The organism is Vibrio sp. 1978 (assembly GCF_033344345.1).
Window position 1 is genome coordinate 1 of the sequence record NZ_JAWPOP010000848.1, and the last position, 559, is coordinate 559.

2 protein-coding genes are annotated in these 559 nt (G+C 43.1%); one reads left to right on the forward strand and one right to left on the reverse strand.

Features of this window, described 5'->3' with window-relative positions:
• A partial coding sequence (locus tag R8N49_RS29455) for an AraC family transcriptional regulator (protein ID WP_318190739.1) occupies positions 1-259 on the forward strand: 259 nt, incomplete at its 5' end.
• An 18-nt stretch (positions 260-277) separates the two neighbouring features.
• Here the strand turns inward: R8N49_RS29455 and R8N49_RS29460 are convergent.
• A partial coding sequence (locus tag R8N49_RS29460) for a lipocalin family protein (protein WP_318190740.1) occupies positions 278-559 on the reverse strand: 282 nt, incomplete at its 5' end.

Genomic DNA, 559 nt, shown 5'->3' on the forward strand with positions numbered 1-559 from the left:
CAACCATTTATCGAAAACAATCGGGGCAAGCAGTAAGACAATTACAAGACTGTTTAAGTCCGAAACAGGCATGTCTTATCAAGATTGGCGCCAGCAATGGCGATTGTTAAAGGCAATAGAGCTGTTGTGTGAGGAGAGGCAAGTCAGTGATGTTGCCCATTGCTTAGAGTTTTCATCAGACAGTGCATTCATTGCGTTCTTTAAAAAACAAACGGGACAAACACCACTGAGCTTTATGAAGCATCGAACCTTACTGTAAGGTCAGCAGTTGGACAATTTACTGTTTTTGATCGACCAGGATCAACTCATCTAGCGCAAAGCCTTTCTCTTTGGCGACTCGCTTAAATCGCTCCACCGTCGCCTTATCGACATTTGGTTTCCGAGAAAGTAGCCACAAGTAATCATGGTTAAAACCTGAGACAAAGGCATACTCATAGTTTTCTCCTAGCTCGAACACAATGTACGAGGAATAGAACGGGCCAAAAAATGAAACTTTAAGATGGCCGATGTTTTCATCTCCAACGAAATACGCTTGGCCTTCGGCTTGTGTCCACTTTTT